The sequence below is a fragment of the Kitasatospora mediocidica KCTC 9733 genome, from assembly GCF_000744225.1.
GTDB lineage: Bacteria > Actinomycetota > Actinomycetes > Streptomycetales > Streptomycetaceae > Kitasatospora > Kitasatospora mediocidica.
Genome location: NZ_JQLN01000006.1, coordinates 304862 through 323684, shown reverse-complemented (window position 1 = coordinate 323684; position 18823 = coordinate 304862). Strand labels below are relative to the sequence as shown.

The window sequence follows — 18823 nt, the reverse complement described above, 5'->3', positions numbered from 1 at the left end:
GTTGGGGAATACGGGCACGACGCCGGCTTCCACGCACGCCTCTGGAGCACCGCATGACCACGACCAGCACCGACAAGCGCCGCCGCATCCTCTCCCTCGCGCTGCTCGCGACCGCCACGACCCTCGCCCTGACCGCCTGCGACGGCCCGAACAGCCCGGACGTGACGTCCGGTTCGGCCTCCTCCGCGGCCTCCGCCACCGCTCCGGCGGCGCCCTCGGGAGCCGGCTCCGCCGCGCCGCAGCCCAGCGCTCCGACCCGGGCTGCCACCGGGGCCACTGCCATCAGCTCCTCGCACCGCCCCACCACCGCCCCCACCGCCAAACCCACCGCCAGCCCCGGCAGCGCCGCCGACGCCGCAGCCGACGCGTACGCATACCAGCACCCCTGCGCCATGGAGCAGCTCAGCCTGAAGACCGTGTACGACGCGCAACTCGGCGCGACCAGGCGGCTGATCGAGGTCACGGACACCGGCAGCACCGCCTGCGGCCTCGACCACTACCCGCTGGTGGCCATCGACCGGAGCAGCACCATCAACGTCGGCAACGGCCAGGCCGAGACCGTCCAACCCGCCGTACCGGCCAACCTCGGCACCGCGCCCGGCTACCCGCTGCACGCCGGCCGCACCGCCTACGCGGTGGTCGACCTGGACCCGAGCCACAGCACAGCGGGCGCCAGTCGCGACTACGACCAGCTGTCGGTCATCGCGAGCAGCAACCTGCCGAACGCCGACGAACTCGACACGAAGATCACCGAAGAGGGCACCAGCCCCGGCAACCCCTACGTCAAGTCCCCGTTCCTGGGCCTCTACCGGGACACCATCGCCGCCGCGGCCGTCTCCGCCGCCGGCTGACGGGCGGCTCAGTCGACCCAGTTGGCCCGGTCGGCCGGGTCGGCGCGATCACCAGTCCCGGGCGGCCACCAGCTGCGCGAGGTCGGCGTCCTCGTACCCGTACGCGTCGGCCACGAACCCGAAGTCCTCGCAGATCTCCTCGCGCGCGAAGGTCTCGATCTCGCTTCCGGCCGCCTCGAACTCGGCCTCCAGCGCGTTGAACTCCTCCGTGGCCGCTTCGGTCAGCGCGTAGAGCGCCGCGAGGTCGGCCGGCTGTTCGGCCTCGATGCGGGCACACAGCCTCAGGAGGATCTCCTTCCCCTTGGCGACGACCTGATCGGGGAAGTAGTCGTCCTCGAAGAGCCCGCGCAGAAACGCGTAGCCCGCCACCTGCTGGTTGTTGATCGACAAGACGACCCCACCCCTCACTACCGAAGCTCCGACGTCCCCATCCTGGACCGCGGCACTGACAGACCCATACAGAACGTCCAATCTTCAACGGCTGTTGTCTCGTACCATCGAGAACAGGTCCGGGAACGGCTTCCGAAGGAGAGTCCGATGCCCGCAGTCACCGTCCAGAACACCCTTGCACTCCCCCGTATCCCCCGCCCCGACAGCGCCGTCCCCGTCCAGCGACCGGTGCTCTCGGTCACCACCGCGCCCAGCGGCTTCGAGGGCGAGGGGTTCCCCGTCCGACGCGCGTTCGCCGGCGTCAGCACCCGCGATCTCGACCCTTTCGTCCACCTCGACCAGATGGGCGAGGTCGACTACGCGCCGGGGGAGGCCAAAGGCACCCCGTGGCACCCGCACCGCGGCTTCGAGACCGTCACCTACATGATCGACGGCATCTTCGAACACGCCGACTCCAACGGCGGTGGCGGTGTCATCACCAACGGCGACACCCAGTGGATGACGGCCGGCAGCGGCATCCTGCACATCGAGGCGCCGCCCGAGCACCTGGTCGCTTCCGGCGGGCTGTTCCACGGCATCCAGTTGTGGGTGAACCTGCCCAGCGCCAACAAGTGGAACCCGCCGCGCTACCAGAGCATCGAGGGCCGCGAGGCGGTCCTGCTCACCTCCGACGACGGCGGCGCGCTGGTCCGGCTGATCGCCGGGGAGGTGGCCGGCCACAGCGGGCCCGGCTCCACGTTCACGCCGATCACGATGATCCACGCGACGATCACGGCGGGCGCGCAGCTGGTGCTGCCGTGGCGGCCGGACTTCAACGCGCTGGCGTACGTGCTCGCCGGCCGGGGCACGGCCGGGCCCGAAGCCCGTCCGCTGCAGTCCGGACAGCTGGCCCGCTTCGGACCCGGCGACCTGCTGACCCTCGCCGCCGCGCAGCGGCAGGACAGCCACACGCCGGACCTGGAGGTGCTGGTGCTCGGCGGTCTGCCGATCGGCGAGCCGGTCGCGCACTACGGCCCGTTCGTGATGAACACGGAGGCCGAACTGCGCCAGGCGGTCGAGGACTACCAGGCCGGCCGGCTCGGCGTCATCCCCGCCACCCACCTGCCGCACACGGGCCCCGGCGACGCCCCGGCGCCCGGCTGACACAGCGTCCGGGTTTGTGGGAAGTCAACAACTCCGTGCCCGCACAGTCCGTGGACTACGGCATCTGACGACATGTGAATCCCCTGGCAGAGTCGGCGACAACGGGCCGACGCCTCCCCCGCGAGCTGCGGGCCGAGCGCGTCCCGATGGAGCTCTACGACAAGGGGAACGTCTGATGTCATCCGACAACGCGAACGGAAGCACGGACGTGGTGGTCACCGGCCTCGGCGCCACCACTCCGCTGGGCGGCGACGTCGCCTCGACCTGGGCCGCCCTGCTGGCGGGCGAGTCGGGGATCAGCGCGATCGAGGAGGAGTGGGCGGCCGCCCTGCCGGTGCGCATCGCCGCCCGGTTGCGGGTCGAACCGGCCGAGGTGCTCGACCGGGTCCAGGCCCGCCGGTTGGACCGGTGCGAGCAGATCGCGCTGATCGCCGCGCGGGAGGCGTGGGCCGACGCCGGACGGCCGGAGGTGGAGCCGCAGCGGCTGGCCGTGGTGATCGGCACGGGCACCGGCGGCGCGCTGAGCATGCTCGGCCAGGACGACATCCTGGAGAGGTCGGGCGTGCGGCGGGTCTCCCCGCACACCGTGCCGATGCTGATGGCCAACGGTCCCGCCGCCTGGGTCAGCATCGAACTCGGCGCCCGGGGCGGGGCACACACACCGGTGAGCGCCTGCGCCTCCGGCGCCGAGGCGATCGCGATGGGCCTGGACCTGATCCGCCTCGGCCGGGCCGACGTGGTCGTCGCCGGCGGCACCGAGGCCTGCATCCACCCGCTGCCGCTGGCCGGATTCGCCCAGGCCAAGGCCCACTCCACCCGCAACGACGCACCGCAGCACGCCTCCCGGCCCTTCGACGTCGACCGGGACGGCTTCGTGATCGGCGAGGGCGCCGCCCTGGTGGTGCTGGAGCGCGCCGAGTTCGCCGCCGCCCGGTCCGCCCGGGTGCACGCGGTGCTGGCCGGCGCGGGCGTCACCTCCGACGCGCACCACATCACGGCCGCTCACCCGGACGGCCAACTGCGCGCCATGCGCCTCGCCCTGGCCTCGGCCGGCCTCCAGCCGCTGGACGTCGGACACGTGCACGCCCACGCGACCTCCACGCCCCGGGGCGACCTCACCGAGGCGGAGTCGATCGCCGAAGCCATCGGCGTCCACCCGGCCGTCACCGCGACGAAGTCCATGACCGGGCACCTCTTCGGTGCGGCCGGCTCGCTGGGCGCCATCGCCGCCGTCCTCGCCCTGCGCGAGCAGGTCGTCCCCGCCACCCGCAACCTGGACGCCCTCGACCCGGGGGTGAAGCTGGACGTCGTCACCGGCCGGCCGCGCCGCACCGCGCTGCACGCGGCGCTGACCAACGCCTTCGGCTTCGGCGGGCACAACGCGTCGCTGGTGTTCACCGCCGCACCCTGACGGGCCTGCCTGCCCGGCGGAGCAGCGGAGGGGGAGGAGACTTGAACCTCACGAGACGTGAACCTCACGCCGGGTGAGGATGCACCTGTTCGGCGCGATGCGGGCGGGCAGCGCCCGGCCCGGGGCGGCGGACGTCCTGCAACGCCACCTGGACGCCGACCAGGTGCGAGCGATGGAGGGACGCGGCGCGGAGCCGGGGCCCACCGCGTACTACCTGCTGGAGATCGAGTGGCCGGAGCTCTACCGCCGGACCGAGGCACTGCGCACCTCCGGCGTCGCCGCCACCGACCCCAGGGTCCGCCGACTCGTCGCGCGGATGGACGAGTTGAGCGCCCTGTTCAGCGGCGGCAACCGGGACGTCTCGCACGGCGTACGGGCCGCCTGGCGCGAGGACCCGGCAGCGATGTCGGGCGATCCCGGCGCCCCGGTCGAGGCCTGGCGGGCGCTGTCCGACTACTGCGACGAGGCCCGCCGCCCGCTGAGCTGATCACCGCCCTGGGCGGCCTCCCAGTCGTGGGAGGAGCGGCGCCCCGCGGTGTCCGGGGCGGGCGCGGCGGGCGCGGCGGCCGACGCGCTGTCGGAGGTGAGTCGGACCACGAAGGCGTCGATGACCGGGCGCGGGCTGACGCCGACGAAGTTGTTCAGCAGGACGCTGAAGGCGAGGGTCCGCCCGTCAGCCCGGTCCAGGTAGCCGGCCAGCGCGTCGACGCCCGTCATCGAGCCGGTCTTCGCGTGCACCCGGCCCTCGGCCGGGGTGCCGCGCAGCCGGTTGGTGAGCGTACCGCCGACCATTCGTCGGGGGTCGCCGGCCACCGGCAGCGCGTCGTACCAGGCGGAGAACCAGGGCTGGCGTCGGGCGAAGCGCAGCAACGCGTCCAGCCGGGAGGTGGTCAGCAGGTCCTGGCGCGACAGTCCCGAGCCGTCGACCTGCCGGGCGGGCGTGCTCTCCAGTCCGTTGCGGTGGACGAAGTCGCGGACCAGGTCGAGCCCGGCGGCCCAGCTGCCGGCGCCCGACCTCACCCGGCCGATCTCCTTGACCAGGTGCTCGGCGATGCCGTTGTTACTGAGCTTGAGGAACGGGACGAGCAGGGCGGAGAGCGGCGCGGAGTCGTGGGCCGCCAACGCGACGGCGTCCGCCGGGGCCGGGCCCTCCCGCAGCCCGCCGCGCACCGCCACACCGTGCCGGGCCAGCGCCGCCGCGAAGACCGTGGCGGCGAGCCGGGCCGGGCCGTCGACGGCCACCCATGCGTCGGTCTCCGCGCTGCCCGCCGGGAGGCTGCCGGAGAGCACGATCTCGTTGCCGCCCGGCCGCCGGTCCGCCTGCACCGTGGTGTCGCTGCCCGCCGCGCCGGTGTCGACCCGTCCGGTGACCCGCACCGGCGCCTCGGGCGGGATCACCCGCACCGCCGCCGGTCCGCCGGGCGAGGCGTCGGGGGTCAGCGCGAGCCGGACGGTGCCCACGTCGTCGTCGCCGTCGGTGGTGAGGGTGAGTGCGGAGATCTGCGGGCTGTAGTAGGCGGCCTGGTCGTCCCACGCCCAACTCGCCCCCAGCGGCACGTCGTCGTAGCGCGAGGCGTCGGCCAGGACGGCGCCGGAGACCTCGGTGATGCCCGCGTCGGCGACCTGGCCGGCCAGCGCCTCCAGGTCGGCGGGCAGCAGGCTGGGGTCGCCGCCGCCGCGCAGCACGAGGTCGCCGCCGAGGGTGGCGCCGGTGCGTGGGCCGGCCGCCAGCACCTGGGTGGTGAAGCGGTGATCCTGGCCGAGCAGGTCGAGCGCGGCCGCCGCCGTGACGGTCTTGAGGGTGGAGGCCGGGAGCAGCAGCGCGCCGGGCGCGTGCTGGTAGAGCACCTCGCCGGTGGCGGCGTCCGTGACCAGGGCGGAGACCTCGGCGCCGGAAAGCCGGGGGTCGGCGAGCAGCCGGTCCAGGTCGGCGGAGAGCGCGTCGGCGGGAGACGGGGCGCGGGGCGGAGCGCCGGACCCCGTCAGCAGCAGCGCGACGAGGACGGCGGCGAGCGGCCCGGCCAGCCGCCGGACCGGGATGCTGCGCACGGTGCCTCCAAGGGGTGGACGATCCGACTGACTGTCAGTCATCACCCTCGGACCGCATGGTCGTTCACCACGCGAAGGCGGCGGCCAGCCGCCGGGGATTCCCCCGGACGGCGGCTGCCCGGGCCAGGCCGCGACCACCCCGGTCCGGCATCGGCTCACCCCGTCGGCATGCCGACCCGCGCATCCTCCAGGGTCTCGCGCAGCAGCGCGACCGCCGCCGCCAGCTGGTCGAGCGCCTTGGGCGTCAACGGGTCGCCGAGCCAGGTCCGCAGCTCGTTCTCGAACGTCGGCGTCGCGGCGTCCAGCAGGGCCCGGCCGGCCTCCGTCAGGCCGAGCAGCGACGAGCGGCGGTTCTGCGGGTTGGGGCGACGGCTGACCCACCCCGCGGCCTCAAGGCGGTCCACTCCCTTGCTGGTGGCGCCCACGGTGATGGCGATCTCGTGCGCGAGGTCGTTCACCCGGCAGTCGTCGCGCCCGCCGATGATCCGCAGGAACTCGAACTGGCCGACGGTGAGGCCGTGCTGGGCCCGCAACCGCTCACCCAGGACGTTGTAGAGCCTCGTCTCGTAGCGGACGAGGTCAGCGAACACCTGCATGTGATCGGTCACACGGCACTCCAGATTCTTGAGAACTATCTTCCATGGAATATAGTGAGGGAAAGGCACGCACCTTCAGCGAGCCATGATCCCAAACCCACCCGACTCCGGGGAGCAGCAGCATGAGCAAGGAACAGCGCGCGGCCGTGGACGCCCTGCTACGGGCAGCGCCGTTCGACGGCAGTCGCACACCGGAAGAGCTGCGCGCGGCCTTCGTCGCCCTGATGGCCGACAACCCGGCGCCGACCGGCGTCACCCTCACCGAGGATTCCCTCGGTGGCCGTCCGGCGCTGAGGATCGAGCCGCAGGACGGCGTCACCGGCGGGACGATTCTCTACTTCCACGGCGGGTCCGGGGTGTTCGGCTCGCCCGCCACCGCCCAGCACATCACCGGGGCCCTGGTGCGCCGCACCGGCGCCCGGGCCGTCTCGCTCGACTACCGGCTCGCACCGGAGCATCCGTTCCCGGCCGCGATCGAGGACGCCCTCGCGGCCTATCGCGAGCTGCTGGAGCAGGGCGTGCCGGCCGGACAGATCGTGCTGGCCGGGGACTCGGCCGGCGGCGGGCTGAGCGTCGTCACCACCCTCGCCGCGCGTGACGCCGGACTGCCGCTCCCGGCCGCGGTCGTCGCGTTCTCGCCGGGGCTGGACGCAACCCGCAGCGGCGAGAGCATGACGACCAAGCACGGCATCGACCCGCTGTTCACCCGGCGGTCGCTGGAGCAGGTGGGCGCCCACTACCTGGCCGGCCAGGACCCTCGGCAGCCGCTGCTGAGCCCCGCCGTGCTGGCCGACCTGACCGGGTTTCCCCCGCTGCTGTTGCAGGCCGGGACGAACGAGCTGCTGCTCGACGACTCGACCCGGCTGGCGACCCGGGCGGCCGCCGCCGGTGTCGACGTGATCCTCGACGTCACCGCCGACGTGCCGCACGTCTTCCAGTCCTTCACCGGCTCGCTCGACGAGGCGGACGCGGCGCTGGACCGGGCCGGCCGCTTCATCCTCGACCGGTTGGCCACGGTCGCGGCGCAGGCACCGACCGGTTTCTGACGGCCCGTCGAGCGGGGTGGCGCCCCTCCCGGTCCCCGACGGGGTTCCGGGCGCGGTGACCGGGGCGCCGACAGCCGCCGTCAGCTCCGGTCGCCCGTCCGGTCGCCCGCCCGGGCCGGGAGCGGGATCGGCAGCCGGTCCGCGCGGGCGCCGCCGAAGATGTCCAGCAGCGTGGTGAGCAGCGCCAGCAGGATGAACCCGACGGCCACCGCGAGGCCCCACTCGAAGGCGCCCGCCCAGTCGCCGCCGTCCGAGGCGACCCGGGAGAAGAAGACCGATCCCACCGCGGCGATGCCCACCGCCGACCCGATCCGCTGCGCGGTCTGCAGCACACCGCCCGCGCTGCCCGCCCGGCTCACCGGGACCTCGCTGAGGGTGAGCGTCTGGTTGGGCGAGATCACCAGGCCACTGCCGATCCCGGCCACCAGCAGCGGGCCCAGCGTGGTCCAGCCGACGGACGGGCCCGACCACAGATGGACGGCTACCGCGGCCGCCGCCAGCCCCAGCACGACCAGCACCAGGCCCGCGGCCACCAGCGGGCGGCCGAACCGGCTCACCACCCGGCCGCCGATCGCGGCCGCGACGCCCGAGCCGAGCGCGAACGGGGTGATCGCCAGCCCGGCCGCCAGCGCGCTGTAGTGCAGACCGTTCTGCAGGTAGAGCGTGAAGATGAAGAAGATCGCGGTGAAGCCGGCGAAGTAGACCAGCGAGAGCAGCGTGCCGAGCGAGAACGAACGGGCCTCGAAGAGCCGCATGTTGACCAGCGGCTCGCCGTGCCGGGCGTAGCGCCGCTCCCAGAGCACGAAGGCCGCCAACAGCACGGCGGAGGCGGGCACCAGCAGCCACTTGGCGGCGCCCGGCCACTGCTGCTCCTGCACGAAGGGGAGCAGCAGCAGGACCGTGCCCAGACCGAGCAGCAGCACGCCGAGCGGGTCGAAGTCGCCGCGCCGGCGCTCCGCCGCCTCCCGTGCGGGCGGCGGTGGCAGCAGGCGCATCGCCAGCGGGAGGGTGAGGAGGCCGATCGGCAGGTTGACGTAGAAGACCCAGCGCCAGCCCTGCTCGGCGCCGAACGCCTCGATGAGCAGACCGCCCAGCAACGGTCCGACGGCCGTGGAGAGCCCGATGGTGGCGCCCAGCAGGCCGAACGCCTTGCCGCGCTCGGCGCCCCGGAAGAGCTGCTGGATGAAGCCGGAGACCTGCGGCACCAGCAGCCCGCCCGCCATCCCCTGGAGCAGCCGGGCACCCACCAGCCAGGCCTCGCTCTGGGCGGCGCCGGCGAGTGCGCTGGTGGCGGTGAACAGGGCCAGACCCGTCATGAAGACGCCGCGCCGACTGCGTGCGTCGCCGAGGCGCCCGGCCGGGACCAGGGCCAGACCGAAGGTCAGCGCGTAGCCCGAGAGGATCCACTGGAGGCCGCTCTCCGACATCCGCAGGCCGCTGCGGATCGAGGGCAGCGCGACGTTCACGATGCTGACGTCCAGCAGGGTCATGAACCCGGCGACCAGGCAGACCGCGAGCGCCTGCCAGCGGTGGTCCCGCCCGGTCGGCGGCGGTTCGGTGGGGATCGGCATTCCCTGATCGTGGCACCGGGCCGGTGCACCCCGTCGCAGGCACGGCCGACACGGCGGCGAAAAGCTCCCGGCGGCGACGGCGGACGGGCGGGGGCGGATTCGGACGCCGGACCCCGGACGCCGGACCCCGGACGCCGGTGCTTCGTGCGCCCCGGGCCGCGCCCTTCTGCGGGGAGCCGCGCGCGTGCCATAGCTGGTAGCCGCGACGAGTCCGTGTGGACGGGCCCGGGAGGGAGCGCATCGATGGTGGAGCATGCCGCTGTCGGGGGAGGCACGGTGTGGGAGCGTGACACGCTGACGGAGGCCGACTGGCTGGTTCCGTTCCGGCCGCCCGCGGCGGGCGGCGCGACGGCGCCGGAGCCGGCCGCGCGGGTCGTCCGGCGGCTGCGGAGCGGCCCCGGACTGGCGCTGCTGCGGGGCGTGGACCTGGACGGACTGGACGACGGGCAGTGCGTGGAGCTGTGCCGGCGGCTGGTCGCGCGGGTGGCCGGAGCGCGACCGCGCGGCTCCGGCGTCCGTCCGGAGAACCTGCTGGTCGCCGCCTCGGGGCCGTCGGCCTCGGAGCGGGACGACCAGGGTCTGGGCCCGCACACGGACCGGTCGGGGTTTCCCGGGTCACCGCGGGTGCTCGCGCTGCTGTGCGTCCGGCCGGCGCTGTACGGCGGGGAGTCGCTGCTGGTCAGTGGGCATGCCGTGCACGACCGGCTGCTGGCCGGGCGGCCTGGCGTCCTCCAGCAGCTCTACCAGGACTTCGACTTCGGCCGCGGGCCGGACTTCGAGCGGATCCATCCCGTCTTCCGCAGGACCGCCGACGGCCTGCGGGTGCAGTACAACAGGTACTGGATCGGGCGCGGCCAGGACGAGAGCGGCGTGCCCTTCACCCCCGCACAGGCGGCCGCACTGGAGGCCTTCGACGAGGTCCTGGCCGACCCGCGGATGGTCGTGCGGCTGCGGCTGCGCCGCGGTGACCTCCTGCTGCTGGACAACACCGTGGTCCTGCACGGCCGGACGGCGTTCACGGATCCGCCGCTCCAGGGCTCCCCGCGCTGCCTGGCGCGCGTCTGGGCCGACTGAGACCGACCGGCAACCGGGCGTGCCGGGACCGTTGACCGCACCGAGGGTGGGCGTTACCTTCCCGGTTAAGTTAGGAAACTTTACTAACTGGGAGGATCAGAGTGAACGTCCGAATCTCACCGCCCCGCGCGGTGCTACCCCTGCTGGCGGTGATCGCGCTGCTCGGCACCTCCGCCGGTTCCGGCGCCGCGCACACCGCCGCCGCCGGCGGGCCGGCCCCGCTCGTCGGGGTCGCGGCCGACGCGGCGCACGCCCAGCCCACCCCCGTCCCCGGAACGGTCCTCGGGTCCGCCGGCTGGCGGGTGACCAGCAGCGCGTCCGCCACCCAGGGCGGCGCCGCGATCTCCGCGCCCGGCTTCGCCACCGGCGGCTGGCTGCCGGTGGCGAACGACGACGGCGGCGCGCCCGGCACCGAGATCGAGGCGCTGCTGCAGAACGGCACCTGCCCCGACGTCGACTACTCGACCCGGATGAAGACCTGCTTCGGCTATCAGAGCAAGGTCGGGGCGGACACCGTCCCACGGTTCGACGTGCCCTGGTGGTACCGCACCGACTTCACCGCCGCGCTCGGCCCGGGTCAGTCCGCCGCCCTGGTGGTCAACGGCATCGTCGGACAGGCCGACGTCTGGGTCGACGGCAAGGAGGTGGCGACCCAGGCCACCGTGGAGGGTGCCTACACCCGCTACACCTTCGACGTCACCAAGGTGCTGAAGCCGGGGACCAACAGCCTGGCGCTGAAGGTCTATCCGAACAACCCGAGCACCATGCTCACGCTGGACGACGTGGACTGGAACCAGATCCCGCCGGACAACAACACCGGCATCCAGTTCCCGGTCGAGCTCCAGGTCACGAACGCCCTGAGCAACGCCGACTCGCACGTGGTGGAGGCCAACGCCGCCGACCTCAGCAGCTCGGCGCTGACGGTCCGGACGAACGTCACCAACACCACCGCCTCCGCGCAGACCGGGACGGTGTCGGCGACGGTGACCGCCCCCACCGGCGGCGCGCAGCCGGTCTCCGTCCAGCAGACCGTGACCGTGCCCGCGAACAGCACCAGGACGGTCTCGTTCACCCCGGCCGCCTTTCCGGCGCTGACCATCCCCAGACCGCAGGTGTGGTGGCCCTACCAGATGGGGGCGCAGCCGCTCTACACCCTCACCACCTCGGTGACGCAGGGCAGTTCACTCTCCAGTTCGACGACCGGCACCTTCGGCGTCAGGAGCGTCGCCTCCTCGCTGGTCGGCGCCGGCCCGGTCGACCCGCTCGGGGTGCGCCGCTACGCCGTCAACGGCGTGCCGTTCGTGGTGCGCGGCGGCGGCTTCACCGAGGACCTCTTCCTGCACTACTCCTCGGCGGACATCGCCCGGCAGATCGCGCTGCTGAAGAACCTGGGCGTCAACCTGGTCCGGATCGAGGGACACATGTTCCCGGACGACTTCTACACCCGGATGGACCAGGCCGGAATCATGATCGACTCCGGCTACCAGTGCTGCGACGCCTGGGAGGGCAAGCTCGGCGGGCAGGCGCTGACCGTCGCCGCCGACTCCGCGCTCACCGTCGGGCAGAACGAGGTCGACCACCCCAGCGTGGTGACGTTCAGCTGGAGCGACAACGCGCCGAGCGCGGCGGACGAGAAGGCGACCCTGGCGGCCTTCGCCCAGGCCGACTTCGACGTCCCCGTGGTCTCCTCCGCCGAGGAGAACAGCTCGCCGATCCTTGGGGACTCGGGCGAGAAGGAGGGGCCGTACGACTGGGTGCCGCCGGACTACTGGTACGACACCACGCACAACCAGCCGAACGACAACCAGACCAACGCGGGCGGCTCGTGGGGCTTCGGCAGCGAGCAGAGCGCCGGGGACACCGTCCCGACCCAGGACTCGCTCGACCGGTTCCTCTCCCCCGCCGACCAGGCCCAGCTGTGGCAGTCCGCGACGGACAACCAGTACCACGCCAACTACGAGAACGGGCATGGCCAGTACCAGTTCGGCACGCTCTACTACTTCGACCGGGCGCTGACCGCGCGCTTCGGCGCCCCGAAGAACCTGGCCGACTTCGTGGAGAAGGCCCAGATCCAGAACTACGAGAACACCCGGGCGCAGTTCGAGGCCTTCCTCGACCACTCCACCAACGCGGCCACCCCGTCCACCGGCACCATCTACTGGCAGCTCAACAAGGGCTGGCCGAGCCTGCTCTGGGACCTCTACAACCAGGACGGCGACCAGCCCGGCGCGTACTTCGGCGCCAAGAAGGGCAACGAGACCCTGCACGCGACCTACACCCAGGACAACGGCACGGTCACCCTGGACAACCTGGGCTCCACGACTCAGGGCGGCCTCTCGGTGGAGGCCAGGGTCTACGACCTGGCCGGCACCGTGCTGGACGACCGGACCGCCGGCGGAATGAGCCTGACCGGCCAGCAGGTCCTCAACTCCGTTCTCACGCCCAGGGTTCCGGCCGCCACCAACGCCCCGGCCGCCGCGCAGACGTACTTCGTCGAACTGACGCTGCGTCAGAACGGCACGGTGGTGGACCGCAACGTGTACTGGCAGTCCACCCAGCAGGACGTGATCAACTGGTCGGCCACCAACGGCAACGACAACGCGACCATGACCCAGTACGCGGCGCTCCAGGGCCTCGCGTCGCTGCCGCCGAGCACGATCACCGCCACCGGGCTCAGCACCAGGAGCCGGCCCGGCCCCGACGGCGCCGACACCGTCACGGACGTGACGCTCACCAACACCTCGACCACCCCGACCGTCGGGTTCTTCCTCCGCACCGACCTGCGGCGCGGCACCGCCTCGGGTGGCGAGCTGTCCGGCGACAACGAGGTGCGCTCCGCGCTGTGGAGCGACGACGACGTGACGCTGTGGCCCGGTGAGTCGCAGACGCTGAGCGTCACCTACCGCGCCGCCGACCTCGCGGGCGCGACGCCGGTGATCAGCGTCGCCGGGTCCAACGCCGCGAGGTTCGACGTCACCGTGGGCGGCTGAACCGGGGCCTGCCCGGGCCGACGGCGACGTCGGTCCGGCGCAGTGCCCCCGGCAGTCCGGACAGGTACCGCGACGTGGGAAGATCGCCTCCTCGACACCGCCCGTACCGTCACCCAGGAGCAGCTGTGACCAAGCAGCCCGGCCTACCGCAGCGCATCGCCGACGCCATCCGCCCGGCCATGCTCGACGGCCTCCAGGACGCCACGCTGCACGGAGCCGCCGGCCGGCAGCGGATCAACGAGTGGGCGGACTGGATCGCCGGGACGGTGGCTTTCCAGGTGGCCGGGCCGATCGCCGCGGAGCGGGACGCCTTCGCCGACCGGGTGGACACCCTCTCGGACGTCGCCAAGCGTCACAAGGACGCCTACCGGGACGCCGCGGCGCAGGCCCAGCGGCTGGAGAGCCGGGTCGCGGAACTGGAGGCCGAACTCGCGGCCCTGCGGGCCGACGACGCGGCCCAGGCCGCCGAGCCGGCGAGCCCGGACGCCGCGGCGTCCGAGCCCACCCACCCCACCGAGCCCGGGCAGCCGCAGGGCTGACGCCGTCAGGCCCGGGCGGTGACCAGCTGGTCGGCGAGCTTGGCCAGCCGGCGCAGCGAGCGCTCCTCGTGGACCACGCCGGCGCTCGGGGCGATGTCGCCGCCGTCGTAGTACTCGCCGTTCGTGAGCCGGACGTCCGGCCGGCAGAGCCGGACCACGGCCGCCGCCCCCTCGGCTGCCGGGGCGCCGACCCGCCCGTACAACGGAAGCAGCGCGGTGTCGCACAGGCCCGGGTTCACGCTGACGGCGGTGATGCCGCTGCCGGCCGGGGCCATGTCGCGGGTGGCCATGGTGAGCGCCAGCTGCGACTGCGCGTAGGCGGCGACCCGGGTGTACTTCTTGGCGCGGTGCGGGTCGTTCCAGTTCATCGCGGCGGTGCGGTGCAGGGCGGAGGAGACGTTGATGATCCGGGCCTCCCCCCGGGCCTCGGCGGCGGCCGAGAGCGGGCCGCGCAGCAGCCGGGCGAGCAGGTGGGCGGCCAGGAAGTTGACCTGGAGCGAGACCTCGTTGCCGTCCTCGGAGAGCGTGCAGCGCTCCGGCGCCATGATCGCGGCGTTGTTGACCAGCAGGTCCAGGGTCGGGAAGGCCGCCGTGACGGTCCCCGCCAGCACCGTGACCTCCGCGAGGCGGGTGAAGTCGGCGGCGAGCGTCTGCAACCGGTCGCGCGAGACCCCGGCGGCGGCCAGCCGGTCCACCGCGTCCTCGCCCTCCTGGACGGTCCTGGCGTGCAGGATGACGGTGGCGCCCTGCTCGGCGAGCAGGCGGGCGGTCTCCCAGCCGATGCCGGAGGAGGCACCGGTGACCAGGGCGGAGGGGGTACCCCCGGCCGAAGGCTGGGGGAGCGAGGAGAGTACGGCGGACATGTCCATCCAAGGGTGGCAGGGCACCCCGGGGTGCCGGGGCGCAGAGGTGCGCGCACCGGGGGCCGGGAGTGCGGGAGGTGAACTGCGCAGGGAGCGCGGGGCCCGGAGGCCGGGGCGCGGGCCCGGGAAGGCGCGCCGGAAGCGGTGCTACCGGGCGGCGGAGACGGCTGCGACGACTACCGGCGGCCGCGGATGCGGCGGACGGTCGTGGTGGCGCTCCGAGCGGGTCATGGCCCCATTCAAGTCTCCCCGCAGCGACCGGACAAGCCCGCGCACCGCGCTCTGACGGATCCTTGACACCGCGTCAACACCCGTCGCTCAGCGTCCACCGGACGGCTGCGGACGACGGGATCGGCGAGGCCGAGCGTCCGACGTCCGGCACGAGGTGTAACCGCGCCAGAGCCGGGCAGGCGAGAGTATGCGGTGTCGGCCGTCACGGAAAGGACCTGTCATGGCCGACGAACAACCCGAATCACAGCCCGTCTCCCGCCTCACCCCGGCAGGAGCGGCGGGACCGGCGCCTGCCGCCATCGCCGACCCGGGCGCGCTGGGGCTGGCGGCCTTCGCGATGACCACGTTCGTGCTCAGCTGCTTCAACGCCGGGCTGATCAACGTCTCCGTCGAGCGCGTGGTCCTCCCGCTGGCGCTGTTCTACGGCGGACTCGTGCAGCTGCTGGCCGGGATGTGGGAGTTCCGCCGCGGCAACACCTTCGCCGCGACCGCCTTCTCGTCCTTCGGCGCGTTCTGGCTCACGTTCGCGGCCTACGTCGGCGTGGTCGCGCCCCGCCTCGCGCCGGCGCACGCCTACCAGGCCACCGGCGTCTACCTGCTGGCCTGGACCATCTTCACCGTCTACATGACCCTGGCGGCCCTGCGCACCAGCGTCTCGGTACTGGCCGTCTTCGTCACCCTGAGCCTCACCTTCCTCTTCCTGACCATCGGCGCGCTCGGCCAGTCGAGCACCATGACCAAGGTCGGGGGGTGGGCAGGCCTGGTCACGGCGGTGGTCGCCTGGTACGCCTCGTTGGCGATCGTCACCAACGGCACCTGGCGCAGAACCGTGCTGCCGACCTGGCCGCTGATCCGGTCCCAGCGCTGACCCGGGGAGCGCCGAGGGATGACCGACCAGACACTGTCCAACCTGCTGCACGAGAGTCGGCGCTTCCCGCCCCCGCCCGGACTCGCGGCGACCGCGAACGTCACGGCCGACACCGTCCGGGCGGCCGCCGAGGACCGGCTCGCCTTCTGGGAGCAGCAGGCCCACCGGCTCAGTTGGGAGCAGCCGTGGTCGCAGGTGCTGGACTGGAGTTCGGCGCCGTTCGCCCGCTGGTTCGTCGGCGGCCGGCTGAACGTCGCGTACAACTGCGTGGACCGGCACGTGGCCGCCGGGCACGGCGACCGGGTGGCCTTCCACTGGGAGGGCGAGCCCGGTGACCGGCGCACCCTGACCTACGCCGACCTCAAGGACGCGGTCTGCCGGACCGCCAACGCGCTGGTGGAACTGGGCGTGCGGGCCGGCGACCGGGTGGCGCTCTACATGCCGATGATCCCGGAGACCGCGATCGCGATGCTCGCCTGCGCCCGGCTGGGCGCACCGCACACCGTGGTCTTCGGCGGCTTCTCGGCCGAGGCGCTGCGCGGGCGCATCCTGGACTGCGACGCCCGGGTGGTGATCACCGCCGACGGCGGCTTCCGCAAGGGCGCGCCCGCTGCCCTGAAGCCCGCGGTGGACGAGGCGGTGGCGGGCTGCCCGGCCGTCCGGAGCGTCCTGGTGGTGCGCCGCACCGGCGCACCGGTGGCCTTCACCGAGGGCCGCGACGTGTGGTGGCACGAGCTGGTGGACCGTCAGTCCACCGAGCACCGGGCGCAGGCCTTCGACGCCGAACACCCGCTCTACATCATGTACACCTCCGGCACGACCGCCCGCCCCAAGGGCATCCTGCACACCAGCGGCGGCTATCTGACCCAGGCGGCCTGGTCGCACTGGGCGGTGTTCGACATCAAGCCGGAGCAGGACGTGTTCTGGACCGCCGCCGACATCGGCTGGGTCACCGGCCACTCGTACATCGTCTACGGGCCGCTGGCCAACGGGACCACCTCGGTGATGTACGAGGGCACGCCCGACACCCCGCACCAGGGCCGCTGGTGGGAGATCGTCCAGCGCTACGGCGTCACCGTGCTGTACTGCGCGCCGACCGCGATCCGCACCTTCATGAAGTGGGGCGAGCGGTTCCCGGCCGGCTTCGACCTGTCCAGCCTGCGGCTGCTCGGCTCGGTCGGGGAGCCGATCAACCCGGAGGCCTGGATCTGGTACCGCCGCCACATCGGCGGCGACCGCTGCCCGGTGATGGACACCTGGTGGCAGACCGAGACCGGCGCCCACATGCTCAGCCCGCTGCCGGGACTGAGCACCTGCAAACCCGGCTCGGCGCTCGGCCCACTGCCCGGCGTCGGCGCGGACGTGGTCGACGACGAGGGCCGCCCGGTGCCCGCCGGCTCCGGCGGCTACCTGGTGCTGACCGAGCCGTGGCCCGCCATGCTGCGCACCATCTGGGGCGACGAGGAGCGCTACCGCGAGACGTACTGGTCGCGCTTTCCCGGCGTGTACTTCGCCGGGGACGGTGCCAAGAAGGACGAGGACGGCGACATCTGGCTGCTCGGCCGGGTCGACGATGTGATGAACGTGTCCGGCCACCGGATCTCCACCACCGAGGTGGAATCGGCGCTGGTCTCGCACCCCCGGGTGGCCGAGGCGGCCGTGGTGGGCGCCTCGGACGCCGCCACCGGGCAGGGCATCGTCGCCTTCGTCATCCTGCGCGCGTCCCAGGAGCCGCAGCCGGGGCCGCCGGAGACGGCGGCGCTGCTGCGGGCGCACGTCACCGAGCAGATCGGCCCGATCGCCCGGCCCCGGCAGGTCCTGATCGTCCAGGAGCTGCCGAAGACCCGCTCCGGCAAGATCATGCGACGCCTGCTGAAGGACGTCGCGGAGCACCGCGCGCTCGGCGACGTCACCACCCTGACGGACACCTCGGTGATGGACCTGATCAAGGACATGCTGCCCACCGGGGGTGACGCCGACCGGAGTTGAGCGCCGGGGAAGTCAGCCGGGGAAGACCTGGAGTACGGGAGCGGCGGCCCGGGTGACGGCGTCGGCGCGGGAGACCGCCGAGCAGGCCTTGCCGAGCAGCATCGAGTGCCCGCGGCCGTCGAGTTGGTGCCCGACGACGGTGGCGCAGTACTGGGTGGCCGGGGCGGGGAGCGGGCGGGCGGCGGCCGGAGCCGCCGGGGCCGCCAGTGCGGCGGTGCCGGCCAGCAGCGACACCACCACGGCCAGGGTGGGGAGTCGACGCAGGTGACGCATGGGAGGTTCCCTTCACGTGTCGCGAGTGCCGTGCAGAGGGCAGGACGGTCCGGTGGGGGCGGCCACGGCCTGCCGGCGCTCCCATTCGACCGAGCCGCGGCACCCTGCGGCGGCCGACGCGCCGACGGGCCGAATAAGTCGTACGGGTACGCAGTTCCCGCGCCGATTGCCCGACCCGAGCCCGGGTAGGCGCGCGGGTGCGACACCCCTTCGACCCTGATCCCCCCGGGAGGAGCGAACGATCATGGCTTCCGTCCCCGTCCCCCTCGACCCCGACATCGGGCCGCTGCCCCCCGACCCCGCACCCCTGCCCCCGGTACCGCCCGAGCCGGCCCCCGTCCCGCCGTGGCCGCCGCAGCCCGGCCCGGGCCCCGACCCCGAGCCGCCGTCCCCGGAGCCGGACCCGGACCCGAACCGGCCCCTGGCCTACCCCACGTCGATCGCGGTGACCACCGCGTCGCCCATGAAGACGTCGTCCTCCGCGTAGTCGGCCGCCGCCAGCGCGGTCAGCGCCACGCTCATCGCCAGGCCCTCCGCCGCCCCGCTGTCCTCGGCGGTGACCTCCAGCCGCAGCACGAACCTGGTGTCGCCCTCGTCGGCGCTGAGCACGTCCAGGTCCGGGGGCACCGTGCCCACCTCGTCGGGATCGACGCCGCGCAGCGCGTTCAGCAGCCGGCGTCGCGACTGCCCGCTGAGCGGATGCTTGAAGGTTCCCGGAATGGTCAGCACAAATCGGCTCATACGGACCACCTAACCGCCATAGCCCCCGGTAAACCGGCGACTGTCCATGCCCGGCCCGCAGAAAACGCGGTGGAACCGGACGTCCCGGACTGCCTGAGGTTCCCAGCTATCCCAGGCCGAGGACCTCTCGCAGGCCGCGCTCAGCAAGCGCCAGCGCCACGCCGCTGCCGCCCAGGGCGACGCCTGATCGCCACGGTT

General features: G+C 73.3%; 17 protein-coding genes. 10 read left to right on the top strand and 7 right to left on the bottom strand.

The genetic code is table 11. The features are described from left to right. The first annotated feature begins 53 nt into the window (after positions 1 to 53). Positions 54 to 851 (top strand): DUF4232 domain-containing protein, encoded by a 798-nt coding sequence (locus BS80_RS27720; RefSeq protein WP_035803245.1) that lies wholly within the window; start codon positions 54 to 56, stop codon positions 849 to 851. A 48-nt stretch (positions 852 to 899) separates the two neighbouring features. Here the strand turns inward: BS80_RS27720 and BS80_RS27715 are convergent, their stop codons facing one another. Further along, positions 900 to 1241 (bottom strand): DUF5713 family protein, encoded by a 342-nt coding sequence (locus tag BS80_RS27715; protein ID WP_035803243.1) that lies wholly within the window; start codon positions 1239 to 1241, stop codon positions 900 to 902. A gap of 147 nt (positions 1242 to 1388) precedes the next feature. Here BS80_RS27715 and BS80_RS27710 point away from each other — a divergent pair, with 147 nt between their 5' ends. The 3 genes from BS80_RS27710 (at position 1389) to BS80_RS27700 (ending at position 4282) form a co-directional block, all read left to right on the top strand. Then, the gene (locus tag BS80_RS27710) at positions 1389 to 2384 is read left to right on the top strand and encodes a pirin family protein (protein ID WP_035803241.1); all 996 of its coding nucleotides are present in this window, start codon (positions 1389 to 1391) and stop codon (positions 2382 to 2384) included. Positions 2385 to 2559: 175 nt separating this feature from the next. Next, entirely contained in the window at positions 2560 to 3795 is a 1236-nt protein-coding gene (locus BS80_RS27705) for a beta-ketoacyl-[acyl-carrier-protein] synthase family protein (protein WP_035803239.1), read from the top strand. 73 nt (positions 3796 to 3868) lie between these two features. After that, on the top strand, positions 3869 to 4282 hold the full coding sequence (locus BS80_RS27700) for a hypothetical protein (RefSeq protein WP_157536638.1): 414 nt from the start codon (positions 3869 to 3871) through the stop codon (positions 4280 to 4282). On the opposite strand, the gene dacB is transcribed toward BS80_RS27700, so the two are convergent. Beyond that, positions 4249 to 5844, bottom strand: coding sequence for a D-alanyl-D-alanine carboxypeptidase/D-alanyl-D-alanine endopeptidase (gene dacB, locus BS80_RS27695; protein WP_051967268.1), 1596 nt, complete (start codon positions 5842 to 5844; stop codon positions 4249 to 4251). The two genes, BS80_RS27700 and dacB, sit on opposite strands and share 34 nt — an antisense overlap. 155 nt (positions 5845 to 5999) lie before the next feature. Next, positions 6000 to 6452: a MarR family winged helix-turn-helix transcriptional regulator gene (locus BS80_RS27690; RefSeq protein WP_232246670.1), complete on the bottom strand. Its 453-nt coding sequence runs from the start codon at positions 6450 to 6452 to the stop codon at positions 6000 to 6002. A gap of 110 nt (positions 6453 to 6562) precedes the next feature. Here BS80_RS27690 and BS80_RS27685 point away from each other — a divergent pair, with 110 nt between their 5' ends. Next, a complete protein-coding gene (locus BS80_RS27685; protein WP_035803237.1) occupies positions 6563 to 7486 on the top strand; it encodes an alpha/beta hydrolase in 924 nt (307 codons plus the stop codon). A gap of 80 nt (positions 7487 to 7566) precedes the next feature. Here BS80_RS27685 and BS80_RS27680 read toward each other — a convergent pair whose 3' ends face one another. Then, positions 7567 to 9057 (bottom strand): MFS transporter, encoded by a 1491-nt coding sequence (locus BS80_RS27680; RefSeq protein WP_157536637.1) that lies wholly within the window; start codon positions 9055 to 9057, stop codon positions 7567 to 7569. Between the two features lie 243 nt (positions 9058 to 9300). Between BS80_RS27680 and BS80_RS38095 the strand changes: the two genes are divergently transcribed. The 3 genes from BS80_RS38095 (at position 9301) to BS80_RS27665 (ending at position 13660) form a co-directional block, all read left to right on the top strand. Further along, positions 9301 to 10131, top strand: a complete 831-nt coding sequence (locus BS80_RS38095; protein ID WP_083975451.1) for a TauD/TfdA family dioxygenase — start codon at positions 9301 to 9303, stop codon at positions 10129 to 10131. Between the two features lie 101 nt (positions 10132 to 10232). Continuing rightward, positions 10233 to 13121: a glycosyl hydrolase 2 galactose-binding domain-containing protein gene (locus BS80_RS27670; protein WP_198045638.1), complete on the top strand. Its 2889-nt coding sequence runs from the start codon at positions 10233 to 10235 to the stop codon at positions 13119 to 13121. A 125-nt stretch (positions 13122 to 13246) separates the two neighbouring features. Further along, positions 13247 to 13660 carry a hypothetical protein gene (locus tag BS80_RS27665; protein ID WP_035803235.1) on the top strand — a complete coding sequence of 138 codons (414 nt, stop codon included), beginning with the start codon at positions 13247 to 13249 and terminating at the stop codon, positions 13658 to 13660. A gap of 5 nt (positions 13661 to 13665) precedes the next feature. On the opposite strand, the gene BS80_RS27660 is transcribed toward BS80_RS27665, so the two are convergent. Continuing rightward, complete coding sequence (locus BS80_RS27660; protein ID WP_035803233.1) at positions 13666 to 14523, bottom strand: SDR family NAD(P)-dependent oxidoreductase; 858 nt, start codon at positions 14521 to 14523, stop codon at positions 13666 to 13668. A gap of 451 nt (positions 14524 to 14974) precedes the next feature. On the opposite strand from BS80_RS27660, the gene BS80_RS27655 reads away from it, so the two are divergent. Continuing rightward, complete coding sequence (locus tag BS80_RS27655; protein ID WP_035803228.1) at positions 14975 to 15622, top strand: acetate uptake transporter; 648 nt, start codon at positions 14975 to 14977, stop codon at positions 15620 to 15622. A gap of 18 nt (positions 15623 to 15640) precedes the next feature. After that, on the top strand, positions 15641 to 17611 hold the full coding sequence (gene acs, locus BS80_RS27650; protein ID WP_035803226.1) for an acetate--CoA ligase: 1971 nt from the start codon (positions 15641 to 15643) through the stop codon (positions 17609 to 17611). Between the two features lie 12 nt (positions 17612 to 17623). Here the strand turns inward: acs and BS80_RS27645 are convergent, their stop codons facing one another. Together BS80_RS27645 and BS80_RS27640 are read right to left on the bottom strand one after the other, a co-directional pair. Continuing rightward, on the bottom strand, positions 17624 to 17884 hold the full coding sequence (locus BS80_RS27645) for a hypothetical protein (RefSeq protein ID WP_035803224.1): 261 nt from the start codon (positions 17882 to 17884) through the stop codon (positions 17624 to 17626). Between the two features lie 426 nt (positions 17885 to 18310). After that, complete coding sequence (locus tag BS80_RS27640; protein WP_035803222.1) at positions 18311 to 18625, bottom strand: hypothetical protein; 315 nt, start codon at positions 18623 to 18625, stop codon at positions 18311 to 18313. Positions 18626 to 18823: the final 198 nt, after the last annotated feature.

What these genes read in the sequence shown, in the direction of transcription:
- BS80_RS27720 (WP_035803245.1), top strand. Translation starts at nt 54, where the DNA reads ATGACCACGACCAGCACCGACAAGCGCCGCCGCATCCTCTCCCTCGCG.
- BS80_RS27710 (WP_035803241.1), top strand. Translation starts at nt 1,389, where the DNA reads ATGCCCGCAGTCACCGTCCAGAACACCCTTGCACTCCCCCGTATCCCC.
- BS80_RS27705 (WP_035803239.1), top strand. Translation starts at nt 2,560, where the DNA reads ATGTCATCCGACAACGCGAACGGAAGCACGGACGTGGTGGTCACCGGC.
- BS80_RS27685 (WP_035803237.1), top strand. Translation starts at nt 6,563, where the DNA reads ATGAGCAAGGAACAGCGCGCGGCCGTGGACGCCCTGCTACGGGCAGCG.
- BS80_RS27680 (WP_157536637.1), bottom strand. Translation starts at nt 9,057, where the DNA reads ATGCCGATCCCCACCGAACCGCCGCCGACCGGGCGGGACCACCGCTGG.
- BS80_RS38095 (WP_083975451.1), top strand. Translation starts at nt 9,301, where the DNA reads ATGGTGGAGCATGCCGCTGTCGGGGGAGGCACGGTGTGGGAGCGTGAC.
- BS80_RS27660 (WP_035803233.1), bottom strand. Translation starts at nt 14,523, where the DNA reads ATGTCCGCCGTACTCTCCTCGCTCCCCCAGCCTTCGGCCGGGGGTACC.
- BS80_RS27655 (WP_035803228.1), top strand. Translation starts at nt 14,975, where the DNA reads ATGGCCGACGAACAACCCGAATCACAGCCCGTCTCCCGCCTCACCCCG.
- acs (WP_035803226.1), top strand. Translation starts at nt 15,641, where the DNA reads ATGACCGACCAGACACTGTCCAACCTGCTGCACGAGAGTCGGCGCTTC.
- BS80_RS27645 (WP_035803224.1), bottom strand. Translation starts at nt 17,884, where the DNA reads ATGCGTCACCTGCGTCGACTCCCCACCCTGGCCGTGGTGGTGTCGCTG.
- BS80_RS27640 (WP_035803222.1), bottom strand. Translation starts at nt 18,625, where the DNA reads ATGAGCCGATTTGTGCTGACCATTCCGGGAACCTTCAAGCATCCGCTC.